General features: G+C 47.4%; 15 protein-coding genes. 9 read left to right on the top strand and 6 right to left on the bottom strand.

Going from position 1 to position 17,284, the window contains the following annotated elements:
- The first annotated feature begins 2 nt into the window (after window positions 1-2).
- From rfbB to rfbD, 3 genes are all read left to right on the top strand, one after another.
- Window positions 3-1,058 (top strand): dTDP-glucose 4,6-dehydratase, encoded by a 1,056-nt coding sequence (gene rfbB, locus KE626_RS30485; protein ID WP_211976859.1) that lies wholly within the window; start codon window positions 3-5, stop codon window positions 1,056-1,058.
- Window positions 1,059-1,143: 85 nt separating this feature from the next.
- The gene (rfbC, locus tag KE626_RS30480; protein WP_211976858.1) at window positions 1,144-1,704 is read left to right on the top strand and encodes a dTDP-4-dehydrorhamnose 3,5-epimerase; all 561 of its coding nucleotides are present in this window, start codon (window positions 1,144-1,146) and stop codon (window positions 1,702-1,704) included.
- A gap of 9 nt (window positions 1,705-1,713) precedes the next feature.
- Window positions 1,714-2,580 (top strand): dTDP-4-dehydrorhamnose reductase, encoded by an 867-nt coding sequence (gene rfbD / locus KE626_RS30475; RefSeq protein WP_211976857.1) that lies wholly within the window; start codon window positions 1,714-1,716, stop codon window positions 2,578-2,580.
- Window positions 2,581-2,633: 53 nt separating this feature from the next.
- On the opposite strand, the gene KE626_RS30470 is transcribed toward rfbD, so the two are convergent.
- A complete protein-coding gene (locus KE626_RS30470) occupies window positions 2,634-3,329 on the bottom strand; it encodes a TapB family protein (protein ID WP_211976856.1) in 696 nt (231 codons plus the stop codon).
- 185 nt (window positions 3,330-3,514) lie between these two features.
- On the opposite strand from KE626_RS30470, the gene tyrS reads away from it, so the two are divergent.
- On the top strand, window positions 3,515-4,798 hold the full coding sequence (gene tyrS / locus KE626_RS30465) for a tyrosine--tRNA ligase (protein WP_211976855.1): 1,284 nt from the start codon (window positions 3,515-3,517) through the stop codon (window positions 4,796-4,798).
- A gap of 54 nt (window positions 4,799-4,852) precedes the next feature.
- On the opposite strand, the gene KE626_RS30460 is transcribed toward tyrS, so the two are convergent.
- Both KE626_RS30460 and KE626_RS30455 read right to left on the bottom strand, forming a co-directional pair.
- Entirely contained in the window at window positions 4,853-6,151 is a 1,299-nt protein-coding gene (locus KE626_RS30460; protein ID WP_211976854.1) for an amidohydrolase family protein, read from the bottom strand.
- Between the two features lie 70 nt (window positions 6,152-6,221).
- Window positions 6,222-9,269, bottom strand: coding sequence for an amidohydrolase family protein (locus tag KE626_RS30455; RefSeq protein WP_249207816.1), 3,048 nt, complete (start codon window positions 9,267-9,269; stop codon window positions 6,222-6,224).
- 195 nt (window positions 9,270-9,464) lie between these two features.
- On the opposite strand from KE626_RS30455, the gene KE626_RS30450 reads away from it, so the two are divergent.
- The 4 genes from KE626_RS30450 (at window position 9,465) to KE626_RS30435 (ending at window position 13,315) form a co-directional block, all read left to right on the top strand.
- Window positions 9,465-9,908, top strand: coding sequence for a DUF4890 domain-containing protein (locus tag KE626_RS30450; protein ID WP_211976853.1), 444 nt, complete (start codon window positions 9,465-9,467; stop codon window positions 9,906-9,908).
- A gap of 65 nt (window positions 9,909-9,973) precedes the next feature.
- A complete protein-coding gene (locus KE626_RS30445) occupies window positions 9,974-11,305 on the top strand; it encodes a glycerate kinase type-2 family protein (RefSeq protein ID WP_211976852.1) in 1,332 nt (443 codons plus the stop codon).
- Window positions 11,306-11,389: 84 nt separating this feature from the next.
- Complete coding sequence (uxuA, locus tag KE626_RS30440) at window positions 11,390-12,565, top strand: mannonate dehydratase (protein ID WP_211976851.1); 1,176 nt, start codon at window positions 11,390-11,392, stop codon at window positions 12,563-12,565.
- A gap of 279 nt (window positions 12,566-12,844) precedes the next feature.
- Window positions 12,845-13,315 carry a MarR family winged helix-turn-helix transcriptional regulator gene (locus tag KE626_RS30435; protein WP_211976850.1) on the top strand — a complete coding sequence of 157 codons (471 nt, stop codon included), beginning with the start codon at window positions 12,845-12,847 and terminating at the stop codon, window positions 13,313-13,315.
- An 8-nt stretch (window positions 13,316-13,323) separates the two neighbouring features.
- Here the strand turns inward: KE626_RS30435 and KE626_RS30430 are convergent, their stop codons facing one another.
- Window positions 13,324-14,328, bottom strand: a complete 1,005-nt coding sequence (locus KE626_RS30430; protein ID WP_211976849.1) for a FecR family protein — start codon at window positions 14,326-14,328, stop codon at window positions 13,324-13,326.
- Window positions 14,329-14,440: 112 nt separating this feature from the next.
- Between KE626_RS30430 and KE626_RS30425 the strand changes: the two genes are divergently transcribed.
- Window positions 14,441-15,739, top strand: a complete 1,299-nt coding sequence (locus tag KE626_RS30425) for a tetratricopeptide repeat protein (RefSeq protein ID WP_211976848.1) — start codon at window positions 14,441-14,443, stop codon at window positions 15,737-15,739.
- On the opposite strand, the gene KE626_RS30420 is transcribed toward KE626_RS30425, so the two are convergent.
- Both KE626_RS30420 and KE626_RS30415 read right to left on the bottom strand, forming a co-directional pair.
- Complete coding sequence (locus KE626_RS30420) at window positions 15,740-15,976, bottom strand: hypothetical protein (protein ID WP_211976847.1); 237 nt, start codon at window positions 15,974-15,976, stop codon at window positions 15,740-15,742.
- 102 nt (window positions 15,977-16,078) lie between these two features.
- The gene (locus KE626_RS30415) at window positions 16,079-17,281 is read right to left on the bottom strand and encodes an alginate lyase family protein (protein WP_249207808.1); all 1,203 of its coding nucleotides are present in this window, start codon (window positions 17,279-17,281) and stop codon (window positions 16,079-16,081) included.
- Between the last annotated feature and the right edge of the window lie 3 nt (window positions 17,282-17,284).

Below are 17,284 nucleotides of genomic sequence, written 5' to 3'. Positions count from 1 at the left end.
GAATGAAGCGGAAATTATTGATTACCGGTGGTGCCGGATTTATTGGTTCGCATGTAGTAAGGTTATTTGTAAATAAATACCCTGATTACCAGATTGTAAACCTGGATGCACTCACCTATGCCGGTAACCTGGAAAATCTGACAGATGTAAAAGACCAACCAAATTACATTTTTGAGAAGGGAGATATCACTGATGAGTCTTTCATTGATGATCTCTTTGAAAAGTATCAGTTTGATGGCGTTATTCATCTGGCAGCAGAAAGTCATGTAGACCGTTCCATTATGGATCCGCTTGCATTTATCAAAACAAATGTACTGGGAACAGCCGTGTTGCTGAATAATGCCCGGAAACACTGGAAAGATAAGATGGATGGAAAACTGTTCTACCATGTATCCACCGATGAAGTATACGGTTCATTGGGTGAAGAAGGTTTTTTTTTGGAAACAACCCCATATGATCCCCGGTCACCATACTCCGCTTCAAAAGCCAGTTCGGATCATTTTGTAATGGCCTATTACCACACCTACCATTTGCCAGCCGTTATTTCAAACTGTTCCAATAACTATGGCTCTCATCATTTTCCGGAAAAGCTGATACCACTGGCTATCCATAATATCAAAAACAATAAGCCGGTACCTGTATACGGTAAAGGGGAGAACATCCGCGACTGGTTATTTGTAAATGATCATGCGAGGGCAATTGATACTATTTTTCATCATGGAAAAATTGGCGAAACCTATAACGTAGGTGGATTTAATGAGTGGAAAAACATTGATCTCATCCACCTCCTGTGTAAGATCATGGATCAGAAACTGGGACGGCCGGAGGGGACTTCAGCCCAACTGATCACCTATGTAAAGGATCGTGCGGGGCATGATCTCCGTTACGCCATAGACGCCACCAAACTCAATAAAGAGCTGGGCTGGGAGCCATCGCTTCAGTTTGAAGAAGGTCTGGAAAAAACAGTGGACTGGTACCTCGAAAATGAAACATGGTTGAACCATGTTACCAGCGGGGACTATCAAAATTATTATAACGAACAATATCAGAAAAGATAGCAATTAGTGGTTGTTCGTCAATAATAAATAATTGATGAACAACCTACTAAAAGCTACTAGCTAACAGCTATTATTAATATTTCTCATGGGCTTTCAACAAACCGGGATACCGGATCTTTTAATTTATGAGCCAAAAGTGCATGGCGATCATCGTGGCTATTTTTTTGAAAGCTACAATGCTAACACTTTCAGCGCAGAAGGCATTACCTATAAATTTGTCCAGGACAACCAGGCCCGCTCTACCTACGGCGTACTACGGGGGCTTCATTACCAGCTGGAACCATATGCGCAAACCAAGCTGATAAGAACACTGGAAGGCAGCATTATTGATGTGGTGGTTGATATCCGTAAAGGATCCCCTACCTATGGCAAGTCATTTGCCATTGAACTGAGTGCCGCCAACAAATTACAGTTACTGGTACCTAAAGGCTTCGCACATGGCTATGCCGTGATCAGCGAAACAGCAGAAGTAATGTATAAGTGCGATAATTTCTACCAGAAAGGCAGCGAAGGAGGCATTATCTATAACGATCCTGCACTGAACATTAACTGGGGAATTGACCTGAAAGATGCCATTGTTTCTGAAAAAGATCTTGTACTACCCGTATTGGCAGACATACAACATAATTTTATTTTTAACAGCTGATCATTTGCTATGAAAAATATTCTTGTTACCGGCGGAAACGGTCAACTGGGGCAGTCTTTGCAAAACCTGGCCAACGCCTATCCACAATTCAACCTGCTATTCACTGATTACCAAGACCTGGACATTACAGACGCAGAAGCGCTGGCAGCCTATTTCTCCGCCCGGCAAATTGATGCATGTATCAACTGTGCGGCTTATACGGCGGTAGATAAAGCAGAAGGGGATGAAGACAACGCCTTTCTATTAAACTTCCAGGCAGTACTCAGCCTGGCAGAAATTTGCGCACAACACAATGCCCAGTTGCTGCATGTTTCCACTGATTATGTATTCAGCGGTAAGCAAAATGTTCCTTATACAGAAAAAGACGATACAGATCCGGACAGCATTTATGGCGCTTCGAAAGTACGTGGTGAAGCGGCTGCTATAGGCTACAATCCCGATACTATCGTGATCCGTACCTCCTGGCTCTATTCCGAATATGCTGTTAACTTTGCTAAACGCATGCAGGAACTGATGCGGGAAAAACAGGAATTGAACGTTGTATTTGATCAGGCGGGTACCCCTACTTACGCCGGCGACCTGGCGAAGGTAATCCTGGACATACTGCAGTATAAAGCGGTCAATCCTGATGCGGCGCTTGGCGGCATATATCACTATAGCAATGAAGGCGTTACCAGCTGGTTTGACTTTGCAGTGGCTATTAAAGAGATGACCGGCGCCACTACAGCTGTTTACCCGGTTACGTCAGACAAATATAAAACACTGGCCAAACGTCCGGCATATAGCGTCCTGAATAAGGAAAAAATTAAAAGCACTTTTGGTATTACTATTCCCTACTGGAGAGATAGCCTGGCAAAATGCCTGAAAAATAAATAAATATAACAGGGCTGACTTTTTCTGAGTCAGCCCTGCTTGTTCCGCCACGGCGTCTATTTCTTCAAACCCGTTATTAACGTTCCACCCATGGGTTTTCCTTCCTTACTGGAAGCCGTCTTTACCGGACCAAAGCCTGGTGCAAACCATTCTACCGCATTGAGTTTCATTGGCACTGCTTTTCCCATCATAGTCATCTCGAAGTTGATATCGTAAGCAATTTTAAAACAATTCCAACTGCCGGCAGGACTGGTTATTTTTTCATTGCCAACTACTTTCCGGTTACTGATCACGTACCTAAGCACCATTTCCATCCCTTTTACCGCGCTCTTCATCTCAAAACTTCCCCCCTGCAACTCCTGTCCTACATGCATATTAGCCGGATAATCAAGAAATGCCGCGTTGGTTTTGCCTTCTACTTTTGTATCAGCGGCCTGCGGCATGGAAGGAATACTCATTTTCATATCTACTGCCACGCCATTACCACTACATTTAAAATGACCTGAGCCGGTGGTGACCGGCTTATTATTTTTATCATAAAAGATATTGGAGAAATCAGAAGTAAGGCCATCGCCATCTTTATGCACATTTAGCACCTTATAAACGGTTTTACCGGTAGCTGCGTTGCTGGCATTGTAAACCGTCATTTCAATTTCTGCATTATTCAGCAGGTAATAATAGCTTTTGCAATCCTGCGCCATGGCTGCACAGGTACAACATAAAGTAAATAAAAAAATGAGTGAGCTTTTCATAAAACCGGAGTTTTGGGGAATATGAGGAATTGATATCTTATGAATTAACGCGATGATGGATGAACCGGCCATTTGCGCGGCCTGGCATAAAATTACATAGATATTTGTTACATCTGATCAGGGAGCCTTAAAATGGGCGAATCCTGTGAATTTTATGTAGGTTTGCAAAAATTGTTATTAAAATCATGAATCTGATAGAAGAACTGCGCTGGCGGGGTATGCTACAGGATATGATGCCTGGTACGGAAGAGCAACTGCAAAAGGAAATGACCACTGCTTATATTGGTTTTGACCCCACCGCAGAATCATTGCACATTGGTAGCCTGGTACCGATCCTGCTGCTGGTGCACCTGCAAAAGGCGGGACATAAGCCCCTGGCGCTGGTGGGCGGCGCTACCGGAATGGTAGGCGACCCCTCCTTTAAGGCGGAAGAAAGAAAAATGCTGGACCTGGATACCCTGCAAAAAAATGTGGCCGGTATCAAAGCCCAGCTGGAACGCTTCCTCGACTTTGATCCTGCCAAGCCCAATGCGGCAGAAATGGTGAATAACTTCGACTGGTTCCAACACATTTCCTTCCTCGATTTTATCCGCGATACCGGCAAACACATTACCGTTAATTATATGATGGCAAAAGATTCCGTAAAAAAACGGATCGAAGGCGATAACGGGATGTCATTCACAGAATTTACCTACCAGCTGATACAGGGTTACGATTTTTATCATTTGTATACCGCCAAAAACTGTAAACTGCAGATGGGCGGCTCTGACCAGTGGGGTAACATTGTTACCGGTACAGAGCTGGTACGCCGGAAGGCGGCTGGCGAAGCCTTTGCCTTTACCTGCCCGCTTATCAAGAAAGCTGATGGCACCAAGTTTGGCAAAACCGAACAAGGCACTGTATGGCTGGACTCCAGACGTACCTCTCCATACATGTTCTACCAGTTCTGGCTCAATACCACCGATGTAGATGCCGAAAGCTATATCAGGATCTTCACTTTCATGGAACAACAGGAAGTGGATGAATTGATTGCCAAACACCGGGAAGCCCCTCATTTACGTGTATTACAACAGCGGCTGGCCAAAGAAGTTACTACCTTCATTCATGGAGAAGAAAGCTATGAATTTGCCGTAAAAGCATCTTCGCTGCTGTTTAGCAATAACACAGCAGAACTGCTGGTTTCCCTCACCGAAGAGCAATTATTAGATGTGCTGGATGGTGTGCCTCAGTACGAAATAGCCAAAGCCGACCTCGAAACAGGTAAGGATATAGTAAGCCTGCTGGCAGAAACCGGCATTTTCCCCAGCAAGGGAGAAGCCCGCAAAACAGTGCAGGGCGGCGGCGTAAGCGTTAATAAAAACAAAGTGCAAGGTATCGACATGGTCATCAATACTTCAGCGCTGCTAAGAGATAAATATATCCTTCTTCAAAAAGGAAAAACAAATTATTATCTTGTAAAGGCAATATAAAAAAGAGAAGGCTGGTATCACTACCAGCCTTTCTTTTTATACTTATACCCCATATTATTTCAATCCATACTTCTTCTCATATTTCTCATACAGCTGCTTCTGCTTATTATCCAGGTTAATTTCCCGTCCCTGGATAAATGCTTTTGTGATCACGCTGGATTTCATATCCAGCATGTCGCCCGTACTCACGGCTATATTCGCATCCTTGCCCATTTCCAATGAACCGGTGGTTTTGTCTATTCCAAGTATTTTCGCTGCATTCAGCGTCACCGCAGTTAATGCTTCTTCTCTGCTTAACCCGTAAGCACTGGCAGTTCCGGCTTCAAAACCCAGGTTACGTTGCTGCCAGAATCCTTCGTTGCTGAGGCAAAACAATACGCCGGCTTTTTGTAACAAGGCGGCTGTTTTGTAGGGCTGGTCTACGTCATCGTCCTGCATCACAGGCAGGCTATGGGGTTGGGTCAGCACCACCGGCACATTATTTTGTTTCAGGATATCAGCAATGAGCCAGGCATCTGCACCGCCTACAATGGTTACATCTGCCTTAAATTCCTTTGCAAAATCGATCGCTATCAGCATTTCCTTTACCAGGTTGCAGTGGATAAACAGCTTTTGTTCTTTGTTGAACAATGCACGCATGGATTCAAACTTCAGATTGGTGGCGCTATGTTTCGCTTCCTGCTGATATGCCTTTGCTTCCCGGAAAAAAGTTCTCACCGTTTCAATCTGATCCATGGCGGCTTTCAGACGATCGCCGGCAGCACCGGCTGCTCCTGCGCCACGGCCTCCGCCCTGCGGCAACAGGCCGGGCATAAAGAAATGCAGCGCATTATCCGTTTTATAAGCCGCATCTTCCCAGTTCCAGGCATCCAGCTGCACTACAGAGGAAACGCCGCTCACAATACCACCCTCCGGTGTTACCTGGGCCAGCAAAATACCATTGGAACGCAGGGTATTGATCACTTTTGAATCGGCATTGTAAGCAATGATTGAACGCACAGATGGATTTATTTCGCCTACCTCCCTCGCGTCAATTGTAGCGCGAACACTCTCAAATTCCACCAGGCCAAGTTTGGATTCCGGCGCAATAATACCCGGGTATACATGCTGCCCTTTCATATCCATCACGGTAGCATCGCTGCCTGCAGCAGGCACGTTCGCGCCTACGGCAGTAATTTTCCCTTTTGCAAAGGCAATGGTACCGTTATTGATCACGGCTCCGTTGCCTACATGAATGGTAGCATTGGTAAGATATACCGGCTTATCCTGTGGACCCGCCGGGGATATGGTTTCCTGGGCGTACGCCATATGACATCCCATCGCCAGGCCCAGTAAAATGATATTTTTCTTCATCGCTTTTAGCATTTTGCGGTGAGCTTAAAATGTTTGAAATAAGTGGCTTATTATTGCTAACAGCGCACCATTAATCCCCGATCGCCGTTTGGTGTCCTCCCTGCAAATCTTCACAGTGATACATTTCATCTGCTACAAAACCTGCTTTCTGCGTAGGAGTACCTTTTTTCTTTTCCGCCAGTAACTGTTGTGTGAGGCGGTTGCGCTCTGTGGCAATACGTTTGCGCAGTTGCAGATCGTTATCGCGGTCAAACTCCACGATGCCGTCTACAATAGTTTTTTCCGCTTTGGCGTATATACTCAGCGGGTTATCGCTCCATAATACCACATCGGCATCTTTTCCTACTTTGATGCTGCCCATACGGTTGTCTACGTGCAATAACCTGGCAGGATTGATCGTTACCAGCTTCAGTGCTTCTTCCTCGCTCAACCCGCCATACTTAATAGTTTTCGCGGCTTCCTGGTTAAGGCGACGGGCCATTTCCGCATCATCGGAGTTTATGGCGGTCACCACGCCAACACCGTTCATAATAGCGGCGTTATAGGGAATCGCATCCTGCACTTCCATTTTATAAGCCCACCAGTCGGCGAAGGTGCCTGCGCCGGCGCCATGTGCTTTCATTTTATCGGCTACCTTATATCCTTCGAGAATATGTGTGAATGTATTTACCCGGAAGTGAAAACTATCGGCTACATGCATCAGCATGTTTATTTCACTTTGCACATAGGAGTGGCAGGTAATAAAACGTTTCTGATGCAGGATCTCTACCAGCGCATCCAGTTCCAGGTCGCGGCGTTTGCCGGCGCCTTGCCTTTCATAGTCACGGGCACGGGTAAACGCATCTGTATATATCTGTTCCACTCCCATCCTGGTTTGCGGGAAACGTACGGTATTACGTTCGCCCCAGTTGGATTGTTTCACATTTTCTCCCAGCGCAAATTTGATGAAAGGATCCCAGTTAGCGACTTTCAGGTCTTCCGCATTTTGCCCCCAGCGCAGTTTGATCAACTGCGACTGTCCGCCGATAGCATTAGCGCTGCCGTGCAACAGGTGGGAAGCGGTAACGCCACCGCTCAGCTGCCGGTAAATATTTACGTCGTCCGGATTTAATACATCTGCAATTCGTACTTCCGACGTCACCGACTGGGAAGATTCGTTTACACCACGGCTGATGGCGATATGTGAATGTTCGTCGATAATGCCGGCAGACAGGTGTTTGCCGGTACCGTCGATCACGCGGGCATTGCCGGCAGACAGGCTTTTACCTATCTGTGCAATTTTTCCATTGCGTATTAAAACGTCGGTATTTTCCAGCTTACCGTCTTTTTCGCTGGTCCAAACTGTTGCATTTTTGATGAGCAGGTCTTCCTGTTTGGGTAATTTTTCCCAACCGTAGCCGTTAAACGGATACAGCAACGGACCAAGGGCGGCTACTTCTGTTGGTTTTACGGAATCTGCTTTTTCGGGTGCCGTTTTTACAAATACTGCATTCCACCTGATAAGGTTACCGCTGGTATCGGCGCCGGTGCCGGTCCAACCGTTATCACCGATGATACCACTGAGGCGTATGCTGTTTTTGCTGTTCTTTGCTAAGGGTAAAGACATGGACACCAATTTATCGTTTACATCGATACGGCCAGGCAAGGTATCTTTTTGTAATACCGACAGCAATGGTGCGCTGGGCGTACCTCTTACTTCTACGCTGTAGCTGTTGCCCGGAGTGAGGGTAACGGTGTAGATCCCCCTGATGTCATTCCAGCCATCTGCTTTTATCACATAGCGGTTGCCTTGTACCCAGTTCTGGTACAGGATCGTTTTTTCGCTAAACAGTGGTCCGGAGGTAATGAGGAAATTGGCCAGTTTACCAGCTTCCAGGCTTCCTACTTTATCATATGCCTTCAGGAGTGTGGCGGGTGTTTTTGTGAGCGCTTCCAGTGCTTTTTGTTCGCTGAGGCCATAGGTGATCGCTTTGCGCACGTTAGCCATAAATTGTTTTACGTCTTTCAGATCAACAGCGGTTAAACAAAAAGGAATATTGGCTTTTTCAAAAGCGGCCGGTTCAGCGGGCGCCATTTCCCAGTGCTTCATTTCTGCAAGCGATACAAAACGTGCGTCGCCGGGATCTTCCATATCGATGGCGCCGGGGAAGTTAAGCGGTAAAATAAAAGCGGCTTTGGTGGCGGCCATTTCGGCGATGCGCTGGTATTCATTTCCGCTGGCTTTGATAATATATTGTACGCCAAACTCATCGCCTATTTTATCTGCCCGGAGCACATCCCATTTATCGGCGGCTTCAAATACCTGCGGCAGCTGCTGATTAGCGTTCCAGGCCTGCAGACTGAGGTTTACCCCTTCTTTGGCGGGCTGGGATTTATACCATTGTGCGTCGAGATATGTTTGCCGCAGCAAGGCGATGCTGCCCATGAGTGAACTGGGATAATTTTGGGTGGAAGTACCTTTGTCAAAAGAATAGACCGCAGCGGCCCTTTCACGGAGGATCACTTTATTCTCTTTTGAGTTGGCGAGGGTAACCAGGGTGGCCGTACCGCGGGCGATGCCATCGGGTTGCTGGGAAAGTACAGTACCAAAACCGGCCTCCCGCAGCGGGCGGGCCTTCCCGTCATCTGCCGCAAACAAATCCACAGCATTTACTTCACTTCGGATGGCCTGATTCCAGCCGTATGCCCCTTTGGTGTTAGAGAGAAATTGCGGGGCTGCGTTCCAGGCGGAACCACTGCGTTTAGCGTCGGACAAACCATAGCTGCTGTAGATATCCACCAAAGACGGGTAAATGTATTTCCCTTTACAATCCAATACCACGGCGTCTTTAGGAACTACTACACCCGTCCCTGCATCCACTATTTTTCCATCGCGGATAACGAGGGTTGCATTTTGCACGGTGGTTTGCGCATCTTTTACAATGGTGGCATGTGTGAAGGCAAAACATCCTTCCCGGGGATCGGCGATGCCGTTTACCGGGAAAGTTTCCTGGGCCCGGGCGAAGGAGCCGGTTGCCAGTAATGCCGCCAGCATCAGCGGGCTGCGATACCGGAGCAGGGCATAGGATACACACCGTGACAGCAGGGCCATCGCGGGTTTCTCAAAAGCTCTTTTCATGTAAATCGTTGTTTTTCGGGTTCAGATTCAGTTGATCCGTTAAAAGTAGTAAATCATTGAGGCGGACGTTAATAAAACGGCATATTTTTTATGAGTGGTAAGGGTATGCTAAATTTTGGATTCACACGAAAAAGGGATAATTTGACCAAAGATTACATCTTAAGTTTGTTTAAATTCGTGTAATACTTGCTCACTATGAAGTTTATTGTTGTTTATAAAAAATTGCTGCTGCTCTTTTTCCTGGCAGCCTTTACTACCACCTCCTTCGCCCAGGCAAAGGATAGCTCCGCTAACAGGGGCCGCTGGACAGCGGAAGGGAGAGCCGATAAAATTACGGATAAAATCTCTCATAAACTGGGCTTGAATAAAGAGCAGGAAAAGAAGATCTATGTGATCAATGAAGATATTGTGCGCCGGATGGATGCAGTAAAAAATAATACTGCCCTCACGAAAAAAGACAGGATGACGCAATTCAAAGCATTGGATTCTGAGCGCAGCCAACGCTTTAAAACCGTGTTCACCGCTGCCCAGTATAAAAAATGGAACGACTGGGAAATGACAAAAAAAGAGCACCTGGAGCAAAAAATGGAAAAGAAAAGAGTAAAGAAAGAAAACAGGGATGCTACACAGCAACCATAAATAATTTATATTTAAAGTTACAGGCAGTGGGGCAGCTCACTGCTTTTTTTATTCCGGAAAAACTGATGACTACAGCAACGGATCATATCAAACAGGTATTTCTGCATGCGGTGGCAGCGGTACATCCGCAGGAGCTGATGCGGAAAAATGTACAGGTGCAGCCAGCCAGTGGAATTATTATTTCAGGAGAAATATACCCGCTCCCGGCGGCCGCGCGTGTTTGGATACTGGGTGCAGGCAAGGCTGCCGCCGCGATGGCACAGGAGCTGGAAATGATCCTTACCCCGCATTTCCTGTTGCAGGGAATGGTGGTGACCAAATACGGGCATGCGTTACCGTTACAACAACTGGACCTGCTGGAAGCAGGACACCCTGTACCGGATCAGAACAGTGTAGCCGCTTCCGTTAAGTTCCTGGAAATAGCAGCACAGGTACAGCCACAGGACCTGGTTATCTTCCTGTTGTCTGGCGGCGCCTCAGCCTTGCTGGCAGATGTGCCGGCGGGGGGGCAACTGTCTGAAGTACAACAATTGTTTGAAGCATTACTGAAGAGCGGGGCAGATATCCGGGAAATGAATACGGTGCGTAAGCACCTGTCGGCCATCAAAGGCGGGCAACTTGCCAAAAGCATATATCCGGCTACGTTATGTACCCTCATCCTCAGCGATGTGGTAGGCGATGATCTCAGCGTAATAGGCTCAGGGCCTACGGTGCCGGACCCGTCCAGCTTTGCGGATACTATGGAGGTACTCTGCAAATATCATCTCACGGAAAAAATATCCCCTGCCCTGTTACAACATATTGAAAAAGGGATGGCCGGGCAGGTACCCGAAACGCCAAAACCCGGCGACCCTCATTTCGGACATGTACATAATTACCTGGCCGGCACTAACCGGTTAGCGCTGGAGGCAGCGGCCCGCAAGGCAGCTGAGCTGGGCTATCATCCGCAGGTGTTATCTGATACCATTACCGGCGATGTTCATGAAGTAGCGGCGCAGCTGGTACAAACAGCACTGGACTATACCGGCGTGCTCCCTGCCTGTTTGCTGGCTGGTGGGGAAACTACAGTGGCAGTCACCGGAAAGGGCCTTGGTGGCCGTAATCAGCAACTGGCCCTGGCAGTTGGTATCGCTATCGCCGGTCACCCGCAGCTTACCTTTCTAAGCGGAGGTACTGATGGCAGCGATGGCCCTACAAATGCAGCGGGTGCTATCGCAGATGCCTCAACGATGCAGCAGGCCATAAATATGCACCTCGATGCAAATAGTTTTTTACACAACAACGACGCATGGCATTTCTTCTCAAAAGCAGGCGGGCTAATCATTACAGGGCCTACCCAAACCAATGTGATGGACCTCATGATCCTGCTCATTGCACCCGGTGCGTCTAAAATTTAAAATCAAAGTTTGTATATGTGTGGATAGATTATATTTTTGGGGTTTGGAATTAGAAATTCGGGATTTACTAAACGTAATTGCATTATGCTGAGAATGGAACAGACATGGCGATGGTACGGGCCTAATGATCCGGTAAGCTTGTCTGATATAAAACAGGCAGGAGCGACGGGTATCGTTACAGCATTGCACCATGTACCTAATGGCGCGGTATGGACGAGAGAAGAGATATTAAAGCGGAAAGCCATCATCGAAGCGGCAGGTCTTACCTGGTCAGTGGTAGAAAGTGTGCCGGTACATGAAGATATTAAAACGCAGAGCGGTCGTTTTAAGGAGTATATCACCAACTACCAGCAATCCCTGCGAAACCTGGCGGCATGCGGCATACGTATTGTAACGTACAATTTTATGCCGGTGCTGGACTGGACCCGCACCGATCTTTCCTATACGGTAGAAGATGGCTCCAAAGCATTACGCTTTGAGAAGGCCGCCTTCATGGCATTCGACCTGTTCATGTTGCAAAGACCTGATGCAGAAAAAGACTATAGCGACGAGGACATTGCCCGTGCGAAAGAACATTTCGACAGCATGACGGCCGCTGACAGGGAGCTGTTACAAAAAAATATTATTGCCGGTTTACCTGGTTCTGAGGAAAGCTTCACGCTGCAACAGTTCCAGACGGCGTTGGATAAATACAAAGGCATCGATGCTACCCAGCTGAAACTGCACCTGTTCTATTTCCTCCAGCAAATAGCGCCTGTAGCAGATGAAGCAGGTGTAAAACTGGCCATCCACCCGGATGATCCTCCATTCCCCATCTTCGGGTTGCCACGTGTGGTGAGTACCGAACAGGATGCAAAGGAACTGCTCATTGCCGCCCCCTATGCTGCCAACGGCCTGTGCTTCTGCACCGGTTCCTATGGCGTGCGGGCCGATAATGACCTTCCCGGCATGATAGAGCGCCTGGGCGATCATATCCATTTCATACACCTGCGCAGTACACAGCGCGATGCACTGGGCAATTTCCATGAAGCCAACCACCTGGAAGGCGACGTAGATATGTTTGCCGTAGTGAAAAATATCCTGCTCACCATGAAACGCCGCAATGTTTCCATTCCAATGCGACCCGATCATGGCCACCAGATGCTGGATGACCTCCATAAAAAAACCAATCCCGGTTACAGCGCTATTGGCCGCCTGCGCGGACTGGCCGAGCTGCGTGGCCTCGAAATGGGTATCGCGGGGGCTTTAGGCTCTGATTGACTGACGTCTACCAGCATCAGGTCTGCACAAAGAGTAAAGGTGGGGATAAGCAATACCATCGTCGGACTGAGATGCTACACCAGGGCAGAAAGCGTATTTGAACACATACCGTAATGGCTGATTACGCGTACAGATAACACTGCCTCGTTAAAATATAAAAAGACCCGCCCGGATGGTGGGTCTTTCTTTTTATAATCAGAAAAATCGCTGCTTTTTTGTAGCATTGCATCAGGATAACTGATTTTATCAACTGTACACTTTTACTAAACCTACAATACGATGACCGCAACTATTGATGCGAGATACGAGGCATGCCTGGCCAAAAGAGCTGATAGTCTTGCCCGTTTGATCAACCTGTTTAAAAAAGACATAGACCTGCGTATTACTCAAAAGCTGCAGGACCGCGGATACACCAATTTCAAATTAGGCGATATGGTATTACTTGTGCATATAGACCCGCAGGGCACCATTAACAACGACCTTGCCCGCAAAGCACGTATCAGTAAGCAGGCTATGAGCAAAGTAGTAAAGAACCTGGAAGCAGAAAATTTTATCGGCACCCGTAAACATGATACTGATAACCGCGCCAGCATCATTTTCCTGACAGAAAAAGGAAAAGAATTTATGATCAATGCGTATGAAGCGGTCGACGAAGTACAGGCACTGTATGAAGATATTATAGGTCCCGAAGCACTGACCTCATTAAAAACCATCCTCAAACAATTAAATGCAGGACTAAAACTGGACTGATCTGAAAATTATTTCATGCTCACATAATACCTGTTCACACTGTCTTTCACAATCGGTACATTCAATATTTTACGCAACATCGACAAGGTTTCATCTGCAGATTTATGCTCAAAATCGGCGGTAACCCGTCGCTTATATAAACTACCTGCAGAAGGAGGCAGCAGGATTTCAATTCCATAATAACCGTTTACACCATCCAGTATTTCTTCCAGGGGAATATTGCGGAATTTTAACCGGCCGCTTTTCCAGGCCAGTAACGACTGGCTTTTAAGCGTTTTTTGCTGCAGCGGATGATGCAGCTCCCTTTTTGCCTGCATGCCGGCGGTAAGCTGTATTTTACGGCCGGCATCAGGCACCAGCGTTATCCTGCCCTTCACTACAAATACCTGTGTAACGGTAGCCGTTTTATGCACGCTAAATACAGCATTAAGTGTGTATAAGACAGTGTGCTCATCCAGCTGCATCCTGATGCGGGAAGACTGCCTGATGTCAAAATAAGCTTCGCCGTTTAACATCCCCAGCTCGGGCGTTATATCAAACCTGGCCGCATAGGTAATAACCGCCCGTTTATTGGCAACAACACTGCTTTCCTTTCCGAGATGCAGCGTATCAATACGGCCGGTGCTGTTGCTGTAGGTTAACAGGACGCCCGGCCTTCGCCACAGCAAAAAAATAATCCCTGCTGCTATTAACGCTACCACGGCCCCAAGTACCGCCCACTTCCAGGCAAACGGCCGGGGCTTCTTTTGCGGCATAGCCCACCCTCCGGGCGCAGCAGCCGTTACCCGTACCGGCGCGCCCTCCATTAACCAGTCCGTTAGCCGACGCTCCACATAGGCCGCCTGCTCAGGACCAGCCCCTGCCAGGGCGGCTACCTGTTCCTGTAAAAGCGGATCATGTGGAAACTGTATATATCTTGATATCAAATCACTGATATCCTGCTGCGGTTGATACATATTGAACGGATACTGTCGACTATAGCTGCTATGTCCGGCAAGATACTTAACTTCCATACAAGTTCCACCGCTCAGGCATCGCATTTGCGGGCATACAGAATAAATAATTAGGTCACTTCATCGAGGTTTAATATTTTTAATACAGACGAACCAGGCAAAAACGATATGTATGTCACCTGAACCATTATTTCATAACGACCAGGAATATATTGAGGGATTGCTTCACCATAAACCAGCAGTAATAGAAAATATTTACCAGCGGTTTGCCTCCAAAGAAAAGCGGTTTATCCTGCAGAAAAGCGGTCATGTAAAAGATGCCGCCCATATCTTTGAAGAAGCACTCATGGATATCTACTATTTCGCACGCCGTCATCCGCTCAAAGTAACCGACTTCGAACCCTTCCTCCAACTGCTGTCCAAACGTATATGGGAACATGAACTGGAAAGACGGGGGCAACGTATCCCCGGCCTGGAAGCTGAAGAACTCTCTACCATGAGCAGAGATGATATACAGGATGTGGAAGATGTGCTGAAAGAAGGGGAAAAAAGAAGACTCGCCTATCACTACTATCTCGGATTGCCGGAAGAATGTAAAGACCTGCTACGCTGGTCGCTGACAGAAGGTTGTTTACAGGAAGATATTGCCGCCGAAACAAATATACCCGTAACAGAATTACCCGAACGGAGAACCGCCTGTTTTCGCAGCCTGTTCCGGGATATCGATATAAAATTAAAGGCTAACAGCCTGTCTGAAAAAGACCTGCTGGATACCGACCGCTTTCTTAGCGGGCAAATGAATGAGGCCGATAAAAAAATTTTTATTGAAAGAGTACAGAAAGATCCAACACTTACACAACAGGTAAAACGTTTTGATGCCGTTCGGCAGCTGCTGGCGCAAAAAATATGCGGTGATCCGGAACGGGATGAATTGCAGCATCAGCTGTTTACCCACCGTAATGCCTGGTATACGCTGAAAGACAATTCGGTTATTCCCATCCGCAACTATGTAATCCTCACCGCCCTGATAGCAGCCGGTATGGCTATTCTCCTGTATATAAGCCCGTGGCGGAAAAATATCTACCGGCAGTTTGCCTCTACAGAAATGCAAATACCGGATATCGACAGCGTAAAAGTACCGGAAGATGCCATCAGGCAGTTTAACCACGGCCATTTCGATGAAGCCATTGTACTACTGAACAATACACTAGCCGGCAATCCAGGCAATGTATACGCCCGCTATTACAGGGGAGTAGCCCTGATAGACCAGAACCAGCTGGAAAATGCACGGAAAGACCTGCTCCCTGTTTTTAGCAGCGGCAGCGAGCTACGCTACGAAGCGGCGTTCTATATGGCGTTGAGCTATCTGAAAGAAGGACGCAAGCAGCAATGCCTGGAGTGGTTATTAAGAATTCCACCCGGTGCGCCTAATTATCTCAAAGTGCAGAAACTGATAGAAGAATTAAAATAATTAATTCAGGTATTGTCCTTTACTATAATGGATAATATTTTCTACTTCTCCCTTGATTAACTCATAAACAGGCGTTCTGTCTGTTTTTATGCGTACCAGTTGTTGTAATACCAGGAAGTAAATTTCTCCGCGGGAGCAGCCGTCAATCTGGGCTTTAAGAATGTTATGCTTTACCTCATCGCAACCGGTGGCATCCAGTTTCTGGTAAATTACATACAAGTCGTCCATCCAACTCATATCTCTAAAGTTTAAAACATAGTGTATAGTCTCCTAAAGTTACGCATTTACATTAATAAAAATAATAATCCGAATTTTAATTTATTGTAAACTCTAACGGCTTCAAAACCAGATAACCGGGTTCCTTACCGGCAGGTTTCGCAATACCTCTTCCTCCCTGGGGTCCTGGTCCAGGGAGCGCCATAAGCGGTAATAATCAACATTTTGGAAGGCGGCTGCACCAAAAATGAGGAAGGGCTGCGCCACCGGCCAGTTATTCCAATACATCACATCATGGGCATAGGGCCAGGTACTTTTATTTTTTACATAGGGAGACAGGAACGCGATACCCTTCGCCATGCCGCGGTCATTTTCCACTGTATACTGCCACAGGTTATTTTCTTTTGTACTCAGCAACTGGCAAATGGTACTCATGGCATCGAGATTAAACAGCGAGTAGCCGTAGGGTTTAGTACGTTTCAACTCACGTGGAAAGCTGCCATCATTCGCCATCTGCGAGGGCAGTAATACTGTTTTATAGCGGCTGATACAAAAATCTATCAACGTTTGATTGCCCACAAACCGGGCAAACGCCGCCACCTGCATCACCCAACAGGTGCCATGATTGTTGGCCGCGTTCATCTCGTCTTTGCCATAAGGATGGGTAGTGAGCCATTCCAGGTAGCTGCTGAACCAGTTCCTGAATGCTTCCAGATCCGCGGGAGGAATGGCGCCGGCCTTTTCCATGATACGCAGGGCCTGCACCACCTCCATCAAATGGATGGTGTCGATGATACCGATTCCCCTGCCGGTTGCCCGTCCTTTGATTGCCTGGGCATACAGCAGCGACGGATTCATGCGCGTAGCCGGATCTTTAAACCACGCCTTTGCATGCAGCAACGCATGCTGCAGGTAAGTATTATCCTTTGTGGCGACGTAGCCTGCTGCCAGCGCTCCCATCACACGGCTCAGCTTTATCATAGCCAGCCGGTGCGCTACAAAATTGTCCGGATTGGTTTGGCCATCGCGCTGTATATACGGGCTATCCCGATTGGCCGGATCCGGCCACCAGTAATCACCTTCAGAATAGAAATCATGCAAGCCGCCGGCACTCCGGCTGCAATGAAACGCGGTAATGGTTTGAGGCGCCTGTTGCAGCGCCCATTTCGCACGGGTGATCACTGCCGGTTTCGTATCTTTTATTAACTGCGTCAGGAAAGGTGATTGTGCCCGGAGGGTAAGCCCACAAACGCACCATCCCGCCAGCAAACACGCAAAACGCAGGAGCGGTGTCATTCCTCCGATGGAGATACGAAGCGTTTTCATACA

This window comes from Chitinophaga hostae (assembly GCF_018224885.1).
GTDB classification, from domain to species: Bacteria; Bacteroidota; Bacteroidia; order Chitinophagales; family Chitinophagaceae; genus Chitinophaga; species Chitinophaga hostae.
The sequence above is the reverse complement of the archived record's forward strand: the minus strand, read 5'-3'. Positions and strand labels throughout refer to the sequence as shown.